The sequence below is a fragment of the Nocardioides aurantiacus genome, assembly GCF_003752505.1.
In the GTDB taxonomy this organism is placed as follows: domain Bacteria; phylum Actinomycetota; class Actinomycetes; order Propionibacteriales; family Nocardioidaceae; genus Marmoricola; species Marmoricola aurantiacus.
This window is the reverse complement of sequence record NZ_RKHO01000001.1, coordinates 1,423,249-1,441,267: the sequence shown is the minus strand read 5'-3', so window position 1 is coordinate 1,441,267 and position 18,019 is coordinate 1,423,249. Positions and strand designations below refer to the sequence as shown.

The following is an 18,019-nucleotide window of genomic DNA, read 5'->3' as shown; positions in this document are numbered from 1 at the left end:
GCACTACGGTAAGGCCATGAGCGCCGACTCCCGGGTAGCCCGCAACCAGGCCCCGCCGCTCGTCGGCCACGACGTCGTGACGTCCGACACCGCGCTCCTGGACGCGGTCCGCAGCCACGCCCCCGACGGCGTCGTCGAGACGCTGTCCGGGCTGGGCCTCGAGGCCGGCACCGAGGAGGCCCGCGAGCACGGCCGGCTGGCCAACGTGCACCACCCCGAGCTGGTCACCGTCGACCGCTACGGCAACCGCGTCGACGAGGTCCGCTTCCACCCCTCGTGGCACTGGCTGATGGAGCGCGCGGTCGGCCACGGACTGCAGGCGGCGCCGTGGGAGTCCGACTCCGAGCACGCCCACCTCCGCCGGGCCGCCGGGTTCTTCGCCTGGTCCCAGACCGAGCCGGGGCACGGCTGCCCGATCTCGATGACGTACGCCGCCGTCCCCGCCCTGCGCGCCGACGACGCGCTGGCCGAGCAGTGGACGCCCAAGCTGGCCGCGACCTCCTACGACCCCGGGGTGCGGCTGCTGGCCGACAAGGGCGGCGCGCTGGCGGGCATGGGGATGACCGAGAAGCAGGGCGGGTCCGACGTACGCGCCAACGAGACGCAGGCCCGGCCGACGTCGGTCAACGGGGAGTACACCCTGCACGGCCACAAGTGGTTCACCTCCGCCCCCATGAACGACGTCTTCCTGGTGCTGGCCCAGGCACCGGACGGACTGTCGTGCTTCCTGGTCCCCCGGGTGCTGCCCTCGGGCGAGCGCAACCGCATCGACGTCGTGAGGCTCAAGGACAAGCTGGGCAACCGGTCCAACGCCTCCGCCGAGCTCGAGCTCGAGGGCACCTGGGCGCAGCGGCTCGGCGACGAGGGGCGCGGCGTACGCACGATCATCGAGATGGTCGCCGCGACCCGCCTCGACTGCGTGATCGGGTCGGCGTCGCTGATGCGCAAGGCGCTGGCCGAGGCGTCGTGGCACGTGGCGCACCGGTCGGCCTTCGGCGGGCTGCTGGGTGACAAGCCGCTGATGCGCAACGTGGTGGCCGACCTGGCGGTGGAGTCCGAGGCGGCGACCGTGCTGGCGATGCGGTTGGCGAGTGCCGTGGACCGGCGTACGGACCCCCACGAGGCGGCACTGCGCCGGATCGCGCTGCCGCTGGCGAAGTTCTGGGTGTGCAAGCGCACGCCCATGATGGTCGCCGAGGCGCTGGAGTGCCTGGGCGGCAACGGCTACGTCGAGGAGTCCGGGCTGCCGCTGCTGTTTCGCGAGTCGCCGCTGAACTCGGTCTGGGAGGGCTCGGGCAACGTGAACGCGCTCGACGTGCTGCGCGCGCTGTCCCGCGAGCCCGAGGCGCTCGGCGCCTGGCTGACCGAGGTCGGCCTCGCCCGCGGCGAGGACCCCCGCCTCGACCTAGCCGTGGAGGGCGTCCTGACGATGCTCGGCGACGTCGGCACCCTGGAGCACTCGGCCCGCCGCCTCGCCGGCCAGATGGCCGCCTGCCTCCAGGCCTCGCTCCTGCTGCGCCACGCCGACCCTGACGTCGCCGACGCCTTCTGCGCCACCCGCCTCGGCGGGGACTACAACGGCACCCTCGGCACCCTCCCCGTCGGCATCGACCTCGCCACGATCGTCACCCGCGCCACCCCCGCCCTCTGAGGGTCGCCCGCCTGTGGATCGTCGTTCGACGCCGCAGTCCGTCGCATGCAGGGTGGGCAGATGGGCCTGGTCGTGGCGTACGTCGAGCAGCAGGGCGGCGTGGCCCAGCGCGCCTCGGCCGTCGCCGCGACGTCGCGGGGCCAGGTGGACCGTGCGCTGGCCGACGGCTCGTTGCTGGCCTCCGGGCGTGGCTGCCTCACGCTCAGGTCCTGCGACCAGGCCACGGCGGTCGCCCACGGCCTCCGAGGCGTGCTCTGCCTGACCAGCGCGGCGCTGTGGCACGGCTGGGCGGTCACGACCGTCCCCACCAGGCCCCACGTCCTGCTCAGCAGGAGCCGACGGCTGACGCCCGACCAACGTCGGCGCGCGGAGGTGCACCGCGGCACGCTCCTGCCCGAGCAGGTGCGCGACGGCGTGGCGACCGACGTCGAGACGACGCTGGAGCAGTGCGTCCGGCAGCTGCCGGACGACGAGGGCCTCGCGGTCGCGGACTCCGCGCTCCGCAGCGGCGTACCTCCGCAGGTCCTCGCGCGCGTGGCCGCGACCGCCCAGGGGCCCGGGGCCGCGAAGGTGCGCCGCGTCCTCGGTCGGGCGGACGGACGTGCCGCCCGACCCCTTCGAGTCCGTGCTGCGCCACCTCGCCCTCGACGTCCCCGGCCTGAGACTGGTCCCCCAGCGCGTCGTGATCGGCACGCGGCAGACGGTGCGCCCCGACCTCGTCGACGACGACCTCCGCATCGTGGTCGAGGCGGACTCCTTCGAGTGGCACGGCGGTCGCGCCGACCTGCGCCGGGATGCCCGTCGCTACAACCTCCTGGTCGTGGACGGCTGGATCGTGCTGCGCTTCTCGTGGGAGGACGTCATGTTCGACCCCGATCACGTCCGAGAGGTCCTCACCGCAGCTGCACAGATGCGTACCCACGTCGGTCGCTGCCCGAGCTGTGCGGCCTAGGAGCTGGGCAAGACGGACTGCCCGTGAGGTTGGGTACTCATCCGTGCAGACGGACCGCGGCGACTACCCGCCGAGGGCGGCGGAGACGACGTCGCGGGCCTCGGCCTGGACCTCGGCGAGGTGGTCGGGGCCGCGGAAGGACTCGGCGTAGATCTTGTAGACGTCCTCGGTCCCGCTGGGCCGGGCGGCGAACCAGGCCGACTCGGTGGTGACCTTGAGGCCGCCGATGGCAGCGCCGTTGCCGGGGGCCTCGGTGAGCTTGCCGGTGATCTCCTCGCCGGCGAGCGAGGTGGCGGCGACGGCCTCGGGCGAGAGGGCGGCCAGCGCCGCCTTCTGCGCGCGGTCGGCGGGGGCGTCGACCCGGGCGTACGCCGGCTCGCCGTGCTGCGCGACCAGGTCGGCGTAGTGCTCGCTGGGGGTGCGACCGGTCGCGGCGAGGATCTCGCTGGCGAGCAGGGCCAGCAGCAGACCGTCCTTGTCCGTGGTCCACGTCGAGCCGTCACGACGCAGGAACGACGCGCCGGCCGACTCCTCCCCGCCGAAGCCGAACGAGCCGTCGATGAGGCCGGGCACGAACCACTTGAACCCGACCGGGACCTCGACCAACGGCTTGCCGAGCGAGGCGGCCACCCGGTCGATCATCGAGCTCGACACCAGGGTCTTGCCGATCCGGGCGGTCTCGGGCCAGTCGGGCCGGGCGCCGCCGAAGAGGTAGCCGATGGCCACGGCCAGGAAGTGGTTGGGGTTCATCAGCCCGGCGTCGGGGGTGACGATGCCGTGCCGGTCGGCATCGGCGTCGTTGCCGGTCGCGATGTCGTACTCGTCCTTGCGGCCGATCAGCGAGGCCATGGCGTGGGGCGAGGAGCAGTCCATCCGGATCTTCTCGTCCCAGTCGAGCGTCATGAAGCGCCACGTCGGGTCGACGAGCGGGTTGACCACGGTCAGGTCGAGGCGCAGCCGTTCGGCGATCTCGCCCCAGTAGTGGACCGCGGCGCCGCCGAGCGGGTCGGCGCCGATGCGCACGCCCGCCTCGCGGATGCGGTCGACGTCGAGCACGGAGGGCAGGTCGTCGACGTAGGTGCCGAGGAAGTCGTAGCCCTGGGCCGCGGCGCGGGCGCGGGCGAACGGCACCCGCTGGACGCCGGACAGCCCCGCCCGGATCAGCTCGTTGGCGCGGGCGGCGATCACCGTGGTGGCGTCGGAGTCGGCGGGGCCGCCGTGGGGCGGGTTGTACTTGAACCCGCCGTCGCTCGGCGGGTTGTGGGACGGCGTGACCACGATGCCGTCGGCCAGGCCGGGCCCGGAGGTGCGGCCGCCGTTGGCCCGGATGATCGCGTGGGAGACGGCCGGCGTCGGGGTGTAGCCGTCGCGGTCGTCCACCAGGACGGTGACGTCGTTGGCGACGAGGACCTCGAGGGCGGTCGCCCACGCCGGCTCGGAGAGGCCGTGGGTGTCGCGGCCGACGAACAGCGGGCCGTCGTAGCCCTGCTCGCGGCGGTGGTCGACGATCGCCTGCGTCGTGGCGGCGATGTGGGTCTCGTTGAACGACGTCCTGAGCGAGGAGCCGCGGTGGCCGCTGGTGCCGAACGCGACCTGCTGGTCGACGTCGTCGGGGTCCGGGTCGCCGGTGTAGTAGGCCGTGACCAGGTGCGCGACGTCGACGAGGTCCTCGGGGCGGGCGGGCGTGCCGGCCCGGCTGGCGGCCATCAGGTGACCTCCTGGCCCTTGGCGAGCACGGTCAGCCCGTCCTCCACGACGAACCCGCGGGCGCGGTCGGCCTCGGCGTCGACGCCGACCTGGGCCCCGGCGGGCACCACGACGTTCTTGTCGAGGATGGCGTTCTTGACGATCGCCCCCTCCCCCACGCTGACCCCGTTGAGCAGCACCGAGCCCTCGACGCGCGCGCCGGAGGCGACGCGGACCGACGGCGAGAGCACCGACTCGCGGACCGAGCCGCCGGTCACGACGACGCCCGGGGACAGGATCGAGTTGTAGACCGTCACCGGCGCCATGCCGTCGCCCTCGACGAGCTTGGCCGGCGGCTGCGGGCCGTAGGTCGTGTAGATCGGCCACTGCTGGTTGTAGAGGTTGAAGACCGGCAGGTGGGCGACGAGGTCCATGTGCGCGGCGTAGTAGGAGCCCATCGTCCCGACGTCGCGCCAGTAGCCCCGGTCGCGCTCGTTGGAGCCCGGCACGTCGTTGTCCTTGTAGTCGTAGACGCCGGCCTCGCCGCGGGCCACGAAGGCCGGCACGATGTCGCCGCCCATGTCGTGCTTGGAGCCCTCGTCGTCGGCGTCGCGGGTGACGGCGTCGCGCAGCGCGTCGGCGTCGAAGACGTAGTTGCCCATCGAGGCGAGCACCTCGTCGGGCGAGTCGGGCAGGCCGGTGGGGTCGGTCGGCTTCTCCAGGAACGCCCGGATGCGGGCGGGGTCCTCCGGGTCGACGTCGATGACGCCGAACTGGTCGGCCAGCGAGATCGGCTGCCGGATCGCCGCGACCGTCGCCGCGGCGCCGCTCTCGACGTGCGCGTCGACCATCTGGGAGAAGTCCATCCGGTAGACGTGGTCGGCGCCGACCACCACGACGATGTCGGGCTTCTCGTCGTCGAGGAGGTTCATCGACTGGAAGATGGCGTCGGCGCTGCCGAGGTACCACCGCTTGCCGACCCGCTGCTGCGCGGGCACCGGGGTGACGTAGTTGCCGAGCAGCGTCGACATCCGCCAGGTGGTGGTGACGTGGCGGTCCAGGCTGTGCGACTTGTACTGCGTCAGCACGACGACCTGGAGGTAGCCGGAGTTGACGACGTTGGACAGCGCGAAGTCGATCAGGCGGTAGATGCCGCCGAACGGCACCGCCGGCTTGGCGCGGTCGGCGGTCAGCGGCATCAGCCGCTTGCCCTCCCCGCCCGCCAGCACGATGGCCAGGACCTTCTTGCGCCGCGACGATGCACTCATGGCACGACCCTAGGGGTGACCGCGGTCACGCGCGAGCGCCGGCGCCCGACGCGCACTAGGTTGCTGTCATGCGCATCGACGTGTTGTCCAGGGAGTACCCGCCCGAGGTGTACGGCGGCGCCGGCGTCCACGTGGCCGAGCTGGTCCGCGCGTTGCGGGCGGTCGACGGCGTCGACACCCGCGTCCACTGCTTCGGCGGGGAGCGCGCGGAGGCCGGCACCACGGCGTACGCCGACCCGACGGGCCTCGCCGACGCCAACGCGGCCGTCCGCACCCTCGGCGTCGACCTCGAGATGGTCGGTGGGTGCGCGGGCACCGACCTGGTGCACTCGCACACCTGGTACGCCAACCTGGCCGGCCACCTCGCCAAGCTGCTGCACGGCGTCCCCCACGTCGTCTCGGCGCACAGCCTGGAGCCGATGCGGCCGTGGAAGGCCGAGCAGCTGGGCGGCGGGTACGCCGTGTCGAGCTGGGTCGAGAAGTCGGCCTACGAGGCCGCGGACACCGTGATCGCGGTGAGCGCCGCGATGCGCGAGGACGTGCTCCGGGCCTACCCCGCGATCGACCCGGCCAGGGTGCAGGTCGTCCACAACGGCATCGACACCGAGGACTGGCAGCCGGTGCCGAACCCCGACCGTGTCCGCGAGCTCGGCCTCGACCCCGACCGGCCGAGCGTCATCTTCGTCGGCCGCATCACCCGTCAGAAGGGGCTGCCGCTGTTCCTGCGTGCCGCGGCCCAGCTGCCGCCCGACGTGCAGCTGGTGCTGTGCGCCGGAGCGCCGGACACCCCTGAGATCGAGGCCGAGGTGCGCGGTCTCGTCGAGCAGCTCGCCGCCGAGCGCGACGGCGTCGTCTGGATCTCCGAGATGCTCCCCCGCCCCGACGTGGTGGCGCTGCTGACGGCAGCCACCGTCTTCGCCTGCCCGTCGATCTACGAGCCGCTCGGCATCGTCAACCTCGAGGCGATGGCCTGCGAGACCGCCGTGGTGGCGACGGCGACCGGCGGGATCCCCGAGGTCGTCGTGCACGGCGAGACCGGGTGGCTGGTCCCGATCGAGCAGGCGACCGACGGCACCGGGACGCCGCTGCAGCCCGAGCAGTACGTCGCGGACCTCGCCGCCGCGCTCGTCGATGCGGTCAGCGACCCCGAGCGGGCGGCGGCGTACGGCCGGGCCGGGCGACGCCGGGCGCAGGAGCACTTCAGCTGGCCCGCGATCGCCGGGCGGACCCTGGAGATCTACCGCTCGCTGCTCTGAGGCACGGTCGCTCCCTCGGCCTGCCAGACGCCGGTCGCGACCTCCTCGAGCACCTCGCGGAAGACGCGGTAGCGCTCCGGCCCGACCTGCGCCGCCCAGGCGTCCTCCAGCTCCAGCACCCGGTCGCGGGCCGCGTGGGTCGCCCGCTCCCCCTCCGGCGTACGACGCACCAGCCGGACCCGCCGGTCCTCGGGCCGGGGCTCCACCGCGAGGTGGCCGGAGTCGGCGAGCACCGCGACGAACTGGCCGCAGCCCTGCTTGGTCATGCCCACCCGTCGGGCGAGGTCGGTGACGCTGATCCCCTCGGCCGGCACGGAGGAGACCACCCGCAGCTGTGACTGGCGCAGCCCCGGCCCCTCACCGAACGCGTCACCGAGCCGTCGGAACAGCTGGCCGAGCAGCAGGGCGGCGTGCCACTCGGCGCGCGGCGGAGCTCCCTTGACCGAACTCATAAAGCGAGTTTACCTTCGAGGTGGTAGAGCCGTCTGCCGATCGGAGGCCGTCATGGCCCAGCCCACCGCCACTCCTGCACGCGCGCTGGAGCCGCTCGGACCCGCCGCCGTGGACGAGGAGACGCTGACCACCCTCGTCGCCGACCTGCTGGTCGAGCGGCCCGAGCACGTCCGGCTGCGCGGCGTCAGGGTCGAGCCCGTCGACTACGACCTCGACGCGATCACCACCGCGGCGCGGCACTGGGTGCGGGGCGAGGCGCTCGTCTCGACGAGCCCGAACCCCCGGAGACGGGGGCTCGACCGACGGGGGCACGACCGACGGGGGCACGACCGACGGGGGCACGAGCGTCCGGACGTGGTCGGTGTTCGTCAAGCAGGTGCAGTGCTGGAGCCGGCACCCGGCCTTCGCGTTCGTGCCACCGGAGATGCGGGAGCTCGCGGCGGCGGGCCTGCCGTGGCGCACCGAGCCGCTGGCCTACCGCTCCGACCTGGGCGCCCGGCTGCCCGAGGGTCTCGCGATGCCGCGCGCGCTGCTGGTCGAGGACCTCGACGACCTGTCGGCCGCGATCTGGCTGCCGGAGGTGCGGACCCGCCCGCGGCCCTGGGGGCTGGACCGCTACGTCGTCGCCGCCCACCTGCTCGGCCGGCTGGCCGCGAGCCCCGGGGTGCGCGAGGCCGCGGGCCACGTCGGCCACGGGCTGTCGGTGTGGAGCTACCTGCACGGGCGACTGGCCGGGCAGGTGCTCCCGGCGCTCCTCGACGACGGGCTCTGGGAGCACCCGCTCCTCGCCGGGCCCTTCGCCGCGGTGCGTGACGGCCTGCGCGGCGCCGCCCACCGCGCCGAGGCGCTGACCGCCGAGCTCGCCGCGATGCCGCTCCTCGCCTCGCACGGCGACGCCTGCCCCCACAACCTGCTCACCTCGACGGGCGTGGAGGGGTTCGTGCTGATCGACTACGGCTTCTTCGGCGCGGCTCCGGTCGGGTTCGACCTGGCCCAGCTGCTCGTCGGCGACGTGCAGACCGGCCGCTCGGTCGAGGAGGACGTCGGGGCGCTGGCCGCGCGCGACGAGGCCTGCCTCGCGGCGTACGTCACGGGCTTGCGGGCCGAGGGCGACGACACCCCCGCCGACGTCGTACGCCGCGCCCACGCGCTGCAGCTGGTGCTGTACGCCGGCCTCTCCGCGGTCCCGTTCGAGCACCTCGGATCCGAGCCGACCCCCGACCTGCTGGTCCTCGCCCGACGGCGGGCCACGCTGGCGGCGTACTCTCTGGACCTGCTGGACCGGACCGAGCCGCACGACGGGACGCACGACGGGCCCTGACCCGCCTCGCGGCGGACCAGGGCCCGGGGTGCCGGTGCCGTGCTCAGCCGGTGGTGCTGCTGCTCGTCGTGCTGCCGGTGCTGGTGCTCGGGGCGTCGAGGTCCCTGGCGCGGTCGCCCTCGGAGTGGTCGTCGTCGAGCATCGTCATCTCGTCGAACGGCGCCCGCCCCGCGAGCACCTCGTCGAGCCGCTCGCGGTTCAGCGTGCCGGTCCAGTGACCGACCAGCACCGTGGCGACGCCGTTGCCGGCGAAGTTGGTGACCGCCCGGGCCTCGGACATGAACCGGTCGATGCCGACGATGAGGCCGACGCCGTCCAGCAGCTCGGGCCGGTGCGAGGACAGGCCGCCGGCCAGGGTGGCCAGACCGGCGCCGGAGACGCCCGCCGCGCCCTTGGAGGCGATGACCATGAAGACCAGCAGCGAGATCTGCTCGCCGATCGACAGCGGCTTGCCGAGCGCGTCGGCGATGAAGATCGAGGCCATCGTGAGGTAGATCGCGGTGCCGTCGAGGTTGAAGGAGTAGCCGGTCGGGATGACCACGCCGACGGTGCTCTTGTCGATGCCGGCGTGCTCCATCTTCGCGATGACGCGGGGCAGCGCGGACTCCGAGGACGAGGTCGAGACGATGAGCAGGAACTCGCGGGCGAGGTACTTGAACAGGCTCAGGATGTTGACGCCCGTGACCAGCTTCAAGATGGTGCCGAGCACGCCGAAGACGAAGATGAAGCAGGTCAGGTAGAACGCGCCCATCAGCACCGCGAGGCTCTTCAGCGCGTCCAGGCCGGTCTCGCCGACCACCGCGGCGATGGCGCCGAAGGCACCGATCGGCGCCACCCACATCACCATCGCGAGCACCCGGAAGACGAGGCGCTGGAGGTGGCCGATGCCCCGGAGGATCGGCTCGCCGGAGCGGCCCATGGCCTGCAGCGCGAAGCCGACGAGCAGCGCCACGAAGAGGGTCTGCAGCACCTCGCCCGAGGTCAGCGAGGAGAACAGCGAGTCGGGCACGATGCCGGTGATGAACTCGGTGGTGGAGCCGGCGCCCTCGGCCTGCTCGGCGCCCACGCCCGCGGTCTCGTCGGTGAGGTTGAGGCCCTCGCCCGGGTCGATCAGGTTGCCGACGACCAGGCCGATGGCGAGCGCGAAGGTCGACATGGTCAGGAAGTAGCCGAGCGCGAGCCCGCCGACCTTGCCGACGCTGGCGGCACTGCGGACCGAGCCGACACCGATGACGAGGGTGCAGAAGATGACCGGCTGGATCATCATCTTGACCAGGGCGACGAAGGTCTCGCCGATCCACTTCAGCTTCACCGCGAAGTCGGGGGCGACGAAGCCGACGATGATGCCGAGGACCACCGCGACGATCACCGCGATGTACAGGTAGTGGGTGCGGTCCCTCTTGACCGTCGTCCCCTGGGTGTCGGTGCTGCTCATGCGTCCTCCGGCTCTTGGTCGTGCGGCGTCACGGGCGTGTGCCCTGGACCACATCCTGCGACCCCCTGTGACTGCCGTCACCCTTTCGTAGGTTGTGTTCACCGGGTGGGACCCCGGCGGCGGCTGGCGCGGCGGGGCCCGGTTCACGGCGCCCGGCGTACGGCATGATGCGGCGCATGGCACGGCGCGGCGGTCCCCGGGACTCCCCCGTGGCCCGGCAGATCCTGCTCCTCCAGGTGCTGGTGGTGCTCGCCCTGGTGGTCAGCGCCGTGGCACTGGCCGCCGTCGACGCCCGCCGCGACGTCCGCGCGGAGTCCCGCGACCAGGCCCTGGCGGTCGCGGAGTCGCTCGCCGACTCCCCCACCGTGCGCACCGCCGTGGTCGGTGCGGACCCGTCGCGGACGCTGCAGCCGTACGCCGAGGAGGTCCGCGCCGACACCGACACCGACTTCGTGGTGGTGATGGCGCTGGACCGCACCCGCTTCACCCACCCCGACCCGGACCGCATCGGGGAGAGGTTCATCGGCGACCTGGGCACCGCACCGCAGGGACGCCCCTTCACCCAGGAGTACGCCGGCACGCTCGGCCCCTCGGTGAGGGCGGTCGTGCCCGTCGAGGACGGCGGTCGCGTCGTCGCGCTGGTCTCGGTCGGCATCACCCTGGACCGGATCCAGCAGCAGCTGCTCGGCGACCTGCCCTCCATCGGGCTGGCCGCGCTGGGCGCGCTGGTGGTGGGGCTGGCCGGCGCCTGGCTGATCTCGCGGCGGCTGCGGCGGCAGACCCACGGGATGGGCGAGCGCGAGATCACCCGGATGTACGAGTACTACCGCGCCGTGCTGCACGCCGTGCGCGAGGGACTGGTGCTGCTCGACGAGGCCGGCCGCGTGCAGCTGGTCAACGACGAGGCCCGACGGCTGCTCGGCCTCCCCGACGACGTGCTGGGGCGGCGCTTCGACGACCTCGGGCTGCCGCCGGCGATGGTCGAGGCGGCGCGGGGCCGGGTCGCCGAGAGCGACCACCTCTACGTGCTGCGCGACCAGGTGCTGGTGATCAGCTCGGCTCCCGCCTACTGGGGCGGCGCCGAGGTCGGTGCCGTCGTCACCGTCCGCGACCGCACCGAGCTGCAGTCGGTGACCGGCGAGCTGGACCTCGTGCGCGGGCTGACCGCGTCGCTGCGTGCGCAGAACCACGAGGCGGCCAACCGGCTGCACACCGTGGTCGGGCTGATCGAGCTCGGCCGCCACGAGGACGCCGTCGAGTTCGCCACCGAGGAGCTCGCCGTGGCGCAGGCGCTCGCCGACGAGGTGGTGGGCGCCGTCGAGGAGCCCGCGCTGGCGGCGCTGCTGCTCGGCAAGACCGCCCAGGCCGCCGAGCAGGGCGTCGAGCTGCGGCTCACGGGCTCCGTGGGCGCCGACGTGGCCGTGCCGTCGCGCGAGCTGGTCACGGTGGTGGGCAACCTGCTCGACAACGCCTTCGACGCGGTGGCCGGCTCCGACCGGCGGCAGGTGCGGCTGCGGCTGGAGGACCGCGGGGCGGGGCTGCTCGTGGAGGTCGACGACAGCGGTCCCGGCGTACCTCCCCAGGACGCGGAGCGGGTCCTCGAGCGCGGCTGGTCGACCAAGGCGGTCGAGGGCCGCGGCCTGGGCCTCGCGCTCGTGGGCCAGGTCGCCCGACGGCACGGCGGCGCGGTCGAGGTGGACTCCTCCGACCTGGGCGGAGCGCGGTTCACCGTGACGCTGGGGCCGCCCTCGTGAGCGTCCGGGTGCTCGTCGTCGAGGACGAGGAGATCGCGGCCGAGGCCCACGCGGCGTACGTCGGGAGGGTGGCGGGGTTCGACCTCGCCGGCGTCGCCCGGTCGGCCGGCGAGGCGATGCGGCTGCTCGACTCCCGCCCCGGCGAGGTCGACCTCGTGCTGCTCGACATGCACCTGCCCGACGGCCACGGCCTCGGGCTGCTGCAGCGGATCCGGGCGGCCGGCCACCTGTGCGACGTCATCGCGGTCACGTCGGCGCGCGACAGCGACGTCGTACGACGGGCGGTGTCGCAAGGCGTCGTGCTCTACCTGCTCAAGCCGTTCTCGTTCGCGGCGTTCCGCACCAAGCTCGAGCAGTACGCCGCCTACCGCGAGCAGCTGCGCGGGACCGCCGACGACGTGGTGCAGGACGACGTCGACCAGCTGTTCGGCGCGCTCCGGGCCCGGGGCACCGGGTCGTCGCTGCCCAAGGGGATGAGCCCGGACTCGCTGCGGCAGGTGACCGACGTGCTGCGTCGTACGCCCTCACCGATGTCGGCCTCCGAGGTCGCCGAGGCCGTCGGCGTCTCCCGCGTCACCGCCCGCCGCTACCTCGAGCACCTCGCCGACGACGGCGCGGTCGAGCGTCGTCCTCGCTACGGCGGCGCGGGCCGACCCGAGGTGGCCTACGGCTGGAGGCGCTGACCCGCCGACCGGGCACTTCCGCGCGCGCCAGCACCGTCGACCGGGCAGTTGCGCGCGCTCCAGCACCGCCGAGCGGGCACTTCTGCGCGCGCCAGGACCGCCGAGCGGGCACTTCTGCGCGCGCCAGGACCGCCGAGCGGGCAGTTCTGCCGTCGTCCGCCGGACTGGCCGCCGCAGAACTGCCCGGTCGGCGTCATCAGGCTCAGCAGAACTGCCCGGTCGGCGCGCTCGGGACCAGCAGAACTGCCCGCTCGCGGTCAGGAGAGCTGGAGACCCGGGTAGAGCGGGTGGCGGTCGAGCATCTCCGCGGCGCGGTCCTTGACGCGGTCGGCGACGCCGTCCTCGGTGGCGTACGTCGCCTTCGACGGGGCACCGGCCTTGTTGGTGCCGGGCCGGGTCTTCGAGAGCACCTCGACGACGAGGTCGGCGACGGTGTCGAACTCCTCGTGGCCGAAGCCGCGGGTGGTGAGCGCGGGGGTGCCGAAGCGGATGCCGGAGGTGTACCACGCGCCGTTGGGGTCGCCGGGGACCGAGTTGCGGTTGGTGACCACGCCGGCGTCGAGCAGCGCCGACTCGGCCTGGCGTCCGGTCAGGCCGAAGCCGGAGACGTCGAGCAGCACCAGGTGGTTGTCGGTGCCGCCGGTGACGAGCTTCGCGCCGCGGGTCAGGAAGCCCTCGGCGAGCGACTTGGCGTTGTCGGCGATGTGCTGGGCGTAGGTGCGGAACTCCGGCTGGCGGGCCTCGGCCAGCGCGACGGCCTTGGCCGCCATCACGTGCGAGAGCGGGCCGCCGAGCACCATCGGGCACCCGCGGTCGACGTCGGCCGCGAACTCCTCCTGGGCCAGCACCAGGCCCCCGCGCGGGCCGCGCAGCGACTTGTGGGTCGTCGTGGTGACGATCTGGGCGTGCGGGATCGGGTCCTCGTCGCCGGTGAACACCTTGCCCGCGACCAGCCCGGCGAAGTGGGCCATGTCGACCATCAGCACGGCGCCGACCTCGTCGGCGATCTCGCGCATCTTCGCGAAGTTCACCCGGCGGGGGTACGCCGAGTAACCGGCCACCAGCACGAGCGGGCGGAACTCCTGGGCCTTGGCGCGGACCACGTCGTAGTCGAGCAGCCCGGTCTCGGGGTCGGTGCCGTACTGCTGCTGGTGGAACATCTTGCCGCTGATGTTGGGGCGGAAGCCGTGGGTCAGGTGACCACCGGCGTCCAGCGACATGCCCAGCAGGCGCTGGTTGCCGAACTCGTGGCGCAGCGTCTCCCAGTCCTCCTCGGTCAGCTCGTTGACGTTCTTGGCGCCGAGGCGCTGCAGCGTGGGCGTCTCGACGCGGTTGGCCAGGATCGACCAGAAGGCGACGAGGTTGGCGTCGATGCCCGAGTGCGGCTGCACGTAGGCATAGGGCGCACCGAAGAGCTCGCGGGCGTGCTCGGCGGCGAGGGACTCGACGGTGTCGACGTTCTGGCAGGCGGCGTAGAAGCGGTGGCCGACCGTGCCCTCGGCGTACTTGTCGCTGAACCAGGTGCCCATCGTGAGCAGCGTGGCCGGCGAGGCGTAGTTCTCCGAGGCGATCAGCTTGAGCGATCCGCGCTGGTCGGCCAGCTCCTGGCGCGTGGCCTCCGCCACACGCGGCTCGACCGAGGCGATGACCTCGAGGGCGGCGTCGTACGCCGAGGAGACGGTCTTGGCCAGGCGCTCGTCAGTCATGGGACCAGCCTAGAGCGGCCCCTCGGCGGGGCCACCGGGGGCGGACCGTCGCGTCCAATATGCGGACACGCATCTCACTGCATGAGACCGAGATTTGTGGGCGCCTGTCCGCGACGTGAGACTTGCTCCCGTGATCACCGCTGCATCGACGACCTGGCTCGTGGCCCGCCGCCACGTCGACCTCGGTCGCACCCGCAGCATGATGTGTCGTCACTCCTCCTGAGCGCCGCGAGCCCCGCCTCCACCCGCCGAGCTCACGGCCCCGCCGGACGCCTCGTCGCCGCGCCGATCCGCGCTGCGCGCACCGCGTCCCTCCCGACCAGGAACAGGTAACGATGACCTCCAGCACCTCCCCGGCACCCTCCGAGGGCCGCGTCGGCCGCTCCGGCCGCACCCGCCGCAAGAAGGGCGAGGGCCAGTGGGCGCTCGGCTACAACGAGCCGCTGAACAAGAACGAGCAGTCCAAGAAGGACGACAACCCGCTCAACGTCCGCGACCGGATCCTCTACACCTACTCCAAGCGCGGCTTCGCCAGCATCGACCCCGCCGACCTGCGCGGCCGGTTCCGCTGGATGGGCCTCTACACCCAGCGCGCCCCGGGCTTCGACGGCGGCAAGACCGCGATGCTCGAGGAGGAGGAGCTCGACGACGAGTTCTTCATGCTCCGGGTCCGCTCCGACGGTGAGCTGCTCGACGCCGCGAAGCTGCGCGCCCTGGGCTCGATCTCCACCGACTTCGCCCGTGGCACCGCCGACATCACCGACCGCCAGAACATCCAGTACCACTGGATCGAGGTCGAGAACGTCCCCGAGATCTGGGACCGCCTGGACGCCGTCGGGATGACCAGCCTCGAGGCCTGCGGCGACTCGCCGCGCCCGTTCCTCGGCTCCCCCGTCGCCGGGGTCGCCGCCGACGAGATCATCGACGCCACGCCGGCGCTCGAGGAGATCAAGCGCCGCTACATCGGCAACCGCGACTACTCCAACCTGCCGCGCAAGTTCAAGACCTCCGCCAGCGGCCACCCCAGCCTCGACTGCGTGCCCTCGGTCAACGACGTCTCCTTCGTCGGCACGGTGCACCCCGAGCACGGCCCCGGCTTCGACCTGTGGGTCGGCGGCGGTCTCTCGACCAACCCGATGCTGGCGCAGAGGCTCGGCGTCTGGATCCCGGTCGAGGAGGTCCCCGACGCGTGGGAGGCCGTCGTCTCGGTGTTCCGCGACTACGGCTACCGCCGGCTGCGCTCGCGCGCCCGGTTGAAGTTCCTCGTCTCCGACTGGGGCAAGGAGAAGTTCCGCGAGGTCCTCGAGACCGAGTACCTCCAGCGGCCGCTCCTCGACGGCCCCTCACCCGAGGCCTCCGGCGTCAGCGGCGACCACGTCGGCGTGCACGCCCAGAAGGACGGCAGGTTCTACGTCGGGGTCGCGCCGGTCGCCGGACGCGTCAACGGCGCGGTGCTGACCGGGGTCGGCGACGTCGTCGAGCGGTACGCCGCTGCGGGCGCCCGCCTGACCGCGCAGCAGAAGCTCGTCGTCCTCGGTGTCGCCGAGGCCGACGTCGACGCCGTGGTCCGCGACCTGCGCGAGCTCGGTCTCGAGGCCGAGCCGTCCAACTGGCGCCGCAACACGATGGCCTGCACCGGCATCGAGTTCTGCAAGCTCGCGATCGTCGACACCAAGCAGCGCGCGACCGACCTCGTCAGCGAGCTCGAGAAGCGCTTCCCTGCGCTCGACGTCCCCATCACCGTCAACGTCAACGGCTGCCCCAACGCCTGCGCCCGCACCCAGGTCGCCGACATCGGCCTCAAGGGCATGCTCGTGCTCGACGACGCCGGCGACCAGGTCGAGGGCTTCCAGGTCCACCTCGGTGGCGCCCTGGGCCTGACCGAGCAGTTCGGCAAGAAGCTGCGGGCCCACAAGGTCACCAGCGCCGGCCTCGACGACTACGTCACCGCCGTCGTCGGCAACTACCTCGCGGACCGCGAGACCGGTGAGGGCTTCGCCGCCTGGGCCACACGAGCCGACGACGTCCTGCTCCGTGGCGAGAAGTCGCTGGCCGAGGAGGCGTCGTGAGCGCCCGGGCCGTGCCGTTCCACTGCCCCTACTGCGGCGAGGAGGACCTCCGCCCGCACGAGGCCGAGGACGGCACCTCCCCCCACGGCTCGTGGGAATGCCACTCCTGCCTGCGGGCGTTCAAGGTCAGCATGATCGGTCAGCTGCGTCGCCCCGCCTCCGCCACCTCGAGCAGCACGACCGCCGGGGGCCCGCGATGACGATCCCGACCACGCTCGCCGCCCGCGACTACCGAGGCTCGGAGACCGAGGGCCGCAGCACCGAGGAGCTCAAGGACATCGTCTTCCACGTCGGTGCCGAGCTCGAGCTGGCTCCGGCCGAGGACATCATCGAGTGGGCCACGGCCACCTTCGGCTCGCGGTTCTGCGTCACCTCCTCGATGAGCGACGCCGTGCTGTCGCACCTCGCCGCGAAGGTCACCCCCGGCGTCGACGTCGTCTTCCTCGACACCGGCTACCACTTCGCCGAGACCATCGGCACCCGCGACGCCGTCGAGGCGACGATGCCGGTCAACCTGATCGACATCACGCCGGTGCAGTCGGTGGCCGAGCAGGACGCGACGTACGGCAAGGACCTGTTCCGCACCGACCCCGACCTGTGCTGCAAGCTGCGCAAGGTGCAGCCGCTGGCCGAGGGCCTCGCGTCGTACGACGCCTGGGCGACCGGCCTGCGTCGCGCCGAGACCCACAACCGGGTGATCGCCCCCGTCGTGGGCTGGGACGAGAAGAAGCAGAAGGTCAAGGTCTCGCCGCTGGCGCGCTGGTCCGACGAGGACGTGCAGCGCTACATCGACGAGAACGGCATCCTCGTGAACCCGTTGCAGTACGACGGCTACCCCTCGATCGGCTGCTGGCCCTGCACCCGCCGGGTCGCCCCCGGTGAGGACCCGCGCAGCGGCCGCTGGGCCGGCAGCAACAAGACCGAGTGCGGCATCCACCAGTAGTCCGCCCCGTCCCACCCGACACCCCGCCGGTCCCCCGGCGACCACCCGCACCGGACAACGGCGTCCGCCGCACGAGCTCGAAGGGAGCCGGAACGTGACCGCTCCAGCCCTCGTCACCCTCGCCCACGGCAGCCGTGACCCCCGCTCGGCCGCCACCGTCGAGGCCCTCGCGGCCGAGACCCGCCGGCTGCGCCCCGACCTGCGTGTGGAGGCGGCCTTCCTCGAGCTGGCCGAGCCCGGCTTCCACGCGGTCGTCGACCGGCTCGTCGCCGAGGGCCACGACGAGGTCGTCGTCGTCCCGCTGCTGCTCAACGAGGGCTACCACGCCAAGGTCGACGTGCCGCGGGTCGTGCAGGAGGCCATGGACCGCCACGCCCGCCTGCAGGTGCGCGCCACCCGCATCCTCGGCCTGGAGCCGGCCTTCCTCGGCGTCCTCGACGCACGGCTGCGCGACGCCCTGCGCGGCGCGCGGGTGCGTGAGCTCGACGCCCTGGTCCTGGCCGCGTCGGGGTCCTCGGACACCGTCGCCAACCAGGCCGTCGCCCGGCTGGCCCGGGTGTGGGGCGCGCGTCACCACCTGCCCGTCGTCGCGGCGTTCGCCTCCTCGGCCCCGCCGGCGACCGGTGAGGCCGTCCGTGCGTTCCGTCGCGAGGGTCGTCGCCACGTGGCGGTCGCCTCGATGTTCCTCGCGCCCGGGTTCCTGCCCGACCGCGCAGCGGAGCTGGCCCTGGAGGCCGGCGCCGTCGCGGTCTCCGAGCCGCTCGGGGCCGACCCCGAGCTGGCCCGCACCGTGCTCGCCCGCTACGCCGTCGGCGCCGTCGAGCTCGTCCCCGTCTGAGGCC

15 protein-coding genes are annotated in these 18,019 nt (G+C 73.1%); 10 read left to right on the top strand and 5 right to left on the bottom strand.

Translation table 11 applies throughout. The features are described from left to right. The first annotated feature begins 16 nt into the window (after positions 1-16). Both EDD33_RS06830 and EDD33_RS06820 read left to right on the top strand, forming a co-directional pair. Positions 17-1,651: an acyl-CoA dehydrogenase family protein gene (locus EDD33_RS06830; RefSeq protein ID WP_123389671.1), complete on the top strand. Its 1,635-nt coding sequence runs from the start codon at positions 17-19 to the stop codon at positions 1,649-1,651. A gap of 601 nt (positions 1,652-2,252) precedes the next feature. Then, positions 2,253-2,603 carry a DUF559 domain-containing protein gene (locus tag EDD33_RS06820; RefSeq protein WP_123389669.1) on the top strand — a complete coding sequence of 117 codons (351 nt, stop codon included), beginning with the start codon at positions 2,253-2,255 and terminating at the stop codon, positions 2,601-2,603. Between the two features lie 63 nt (positions 2,604-2,666). Here EDD33_RS06820 and pgm read toward each other — a convergent pair whose 3' ends face one another. Together pgm and glgC are read right to left on the bottom strand one after the other, a co-directional pair. After that, the gene (gene pgm / locus EDD33_RS06815; protein ID WP_123389668.1) at positions 2,667-4,310 is read right to left on the bottom strand and encodes a phosphoglucomutase (alpha-D-glucose-1,6-bisphosphate-dependent); all 1,644 of its coding nucleotides are present in this window, start codon (positions 4,308-4,310) and stop codon (positions 2,667-2,669) included. After that, positions 4,310-5,557: a glucose-1-phosphate adenylyltransferase gene (gene glgC, locus EDD33_RS06810; protein WP_123389667.1), complete on the bottom strand. Its 1,248-nt coding sequence runs from the start codon at positions 5,555-5,557 to the stop codon at positions 4,310-4,312. The genes pgm and glgC overlap by 1 nt, the downstream gene beginning before the upstream one ends. A 68-nt stretch (positions 5,558-5,625) precedes the next feature. On the opposite strand from glgC, the gene glgA reads away from it, so the two are divergent. Continuing rightward, complete coding sequence (gene glgA, locus EDD33_RS06805) at positions 5,626-6,813, top strand: glycogen synthase (RefSeq protein WP_123389666.1); 1,188 nt, start codon at positions 5,626-5,628, stop codon at positions 6,811-6,813. Here the strand turns inward: glgA and EDD33_RS06800 are convergent. Next, complete coding sequence (locus tag EDD33_RS06800; protein WP_123389665.1) at positions 6,795-7,265, bottom strand: MarR family winged helix-turn-helix transcriptional regulator; 471 nt, start codon at positions 7,263-7,265, stop codon at positions 6,795-6,797. The genes glgA and EDD33_RS06800 overlap by 19 nt on opposite strands. Before the next feature lie 362 nt (positions 7,266-7,627). On the opposite strand from EDD33_RS06800, the gene EDD33_RS06795 reads away from it, so the two are divergent. Then, positions 7,628-8,587, top strand: a complete 960-nt coding sequence (locus EDD33_RS06795) for a phosphotransferase (protein ID WP_123389664.1) — start codon at positions 7,628-7,630, stop codon at positions 8,585-8,587. Positions 8,588-8,630: 43 nt separating this feature from the next. On the opposite strand, the gene EDD33_RS06790 is transcribed toward EDD33_RS06795, so the two are convergent. Beyond that, on the bottom strand, positions 8,631-10,022 hold the full coding sequence (locus EDD33_RS06790) for a cation:dicarboxylate symporter family transporter (RefSeq protein ID WP_123389663.1): 1,392 nt from the start codon (positions 10,020-10,022) through the stop codon (positions 8,631-8,633). A 176-nt stretch (positions 10,023-10,198) separates the two neighbouring features. On the opposite strand from EDD33_RS06790, the gene EDD33_RS06785 reads away from it, so the two are divergent. Both EDD33_RS06785 and EDD33_RS06780 read left to right on the top strand, forming a co-directional pair. After that, a complete protein-coding gene (locus EDD33_RS06785; RefSeq protein ID WP_246003400.1) occupies positions 10,199-11,776 on the top strand; it encodes a sensor histidine kinase in 1,578 nt (525 codons plus the stop codon). Beyond that, positions 11,773-12,459: a response regulator gene (locus EDD33_RS06780; protein ID WP_123389662.1), complete on the top strand. Its 687-nt coding sequence runs from the start codon at positions 11,773-11,775 to the stop codon at positions 12,457-12,459. Before EDD33_RS06785 ends, EDD33_RS06780 begins: the two co-directional genes overlap by 4 nt. Positions 12,460-12,716: 257 nt before the next feature. Here EDD33_RS06780 and EDD33_RS06775 read toward each other — a convergent pair whose 3' ends face one another. Continuing rightward, a complete protein-coding gene (locus EDD33_RS06775; RefSeq protein WP_123389661.1) occupies positions 12,717-14,165 on the bottom strand; it encodes a glycine hydroxymethyltransferase in 1,449 nt (482 codons plus the stop codon). A gap of 335 nt (positions 14,166-14,500) precedes the next feature. Here EDD33_RS06775 and EDD33_RS06770 point away from each other — a divergent pair, with 335 nt between their 5' ends. From EDD33_RS06770 to EDD33_RS06755, 4 genes are all read left to right on the top strand, one after another. Continuing rightward, positions 14,501-16,234, top strand: coding sequence for a nitrite/sulfite reductase (locus tag EDD33_RS06770; RefSeq protein WP_123389660.1), 1,734 nt, complete (start codon positions 14,501-14,503; stop codon positions 16,232-16,234). Further along, positions 16,231-16,434 carry a hypothetical protein gene (locus EDD33_RS06765; protein WP_123389659.1) on the top strand — a complete coding sequence of 68 codons (204 nt, stop codon included), beginning with the start codon at positions 16,231-16,233 and terminating at the stop codon, positions 16,432-16,434. The genes EDD33_RS06770 and EDD33_RS06765 overlap by 4 nt, the downstream gene beginning before the upstream one ends. Next, the gene (locus tag EDD33_RS06760; RefSeq protein ID WP_123389658.1) at positions 16,431-17,177 is read left to right on the top strand and encodes a phosphoadenylyl-sulfate reductase; all 747 of its coding nucleotides are present in this window, start codon (positions 16,431-16,433) and stop codon (positions 17,175-17,177) included. The genes EDD33_RS06765 and EDD33_RS06760 overlap by 4 nt, the downstream gene beginning before the upstream one ends. Positions 17,178-17,271: 94 nt before the next feature. Further along, positions 17,272-18,015: a sirohydrochlorin chelatase gene (locus EDD33_RS06755; RefSeq protein WP_123389657.1), complete on the top strand. Its 744-nt coding sequence runs from the start codon at positions 17,272-17,274 to the stop codon at positions 18,013-18,015. Positions 18,016-18,019 lie beyond the last annotated feature (4 nt).